Source organism: Clostridium sp. C2-6-12, from assembly GCF_009928485.1.
GTDB lineage: Bacteria > Bacillota > Clostridia > Clostridiales > Clostridiaceae > Clostridium.
Genome location: NZ_JAABNP010000099.1, coordinates 1 through 482, shown reverse-complemented (window position 1 = coordinate 482; position 482 = coordinate 1). Strand labels below are relative to the sequence as shown.

Sequence of the window (482 nt, the reverse complement as noted above, 5' to 3'; positions counted from 1 at the left end):
TGGTGCCGAAGACCGGAATCGAACCGGTACGGTGTTTAACCACCGCAGGATTTTAAGTCCTGTGCGTCTGCCAGTTCCGCCACTTCGGCACATATTGGTAGCGGAAATAGGACTTGAACCTACGACACCTCGGGTATGAACCGAGTGCTCTAGCCAGCTGAGCTATTCCGCCATATTAATGGTTGCGGGGGCAGGACTTGAACCTACGGCCTTCGGGTTATGAGCCCGACGAGCTACCAACTGCTCCACCCCGCGATATTATTTTTCATATATATGGTGCCGAAGACCGGAATCGAACCGGTACGGTGTTTAACCACCGCAGGATTTTAAGTCCTGTGCGTCTGCCAGTTCCGCCACTTCGGCACATATTGGTAGCGGAAATAGGACTTGAACCTACGACACCTCGGGTATGAACCGAGTGCTCTAGCCAGCTGAGCTATTCCGCCATATTAATGGTTGCGGGGGCAGGACTTGAACCTACG

5 tRNA genes are annotated in these 482 nt (G+C 53.1%); all 5 read right to left on the bottom strand.

Annotated elements, in window-relative coordinates:
* A tRNA-Leu gene (locus GXK56_RS27555) sits at positions 1–89 on the bottom strand.
* Positions 90–95: 6 nt separating this feature from the next.
* Positions 96–172: transfer RNA gene (locus tag GXK56_RS27550), tRNA-Met, on the bottom strand.
* A 7-nt stretch (positions 173–179) separates the two neighbouring features.
* Positions 180–255 (bottom strand) — tRNA-Met (locus tag GXK56_RS27545).
* Between the two features lie 19 nt (positions 256–274).
* Positions 275–363 (bottom strand) — tRNA-Leu (locus GXK56_RS27540).
* A gap of 6 nt (positions 364–369) precedes the next feature.
* Positions 370–446: transfer RNA gene (locus GXK56_RS27535), tRNA-Met, on the bottom strand.
* Positions 447–482: the final 36 nt, after the last annotated feature.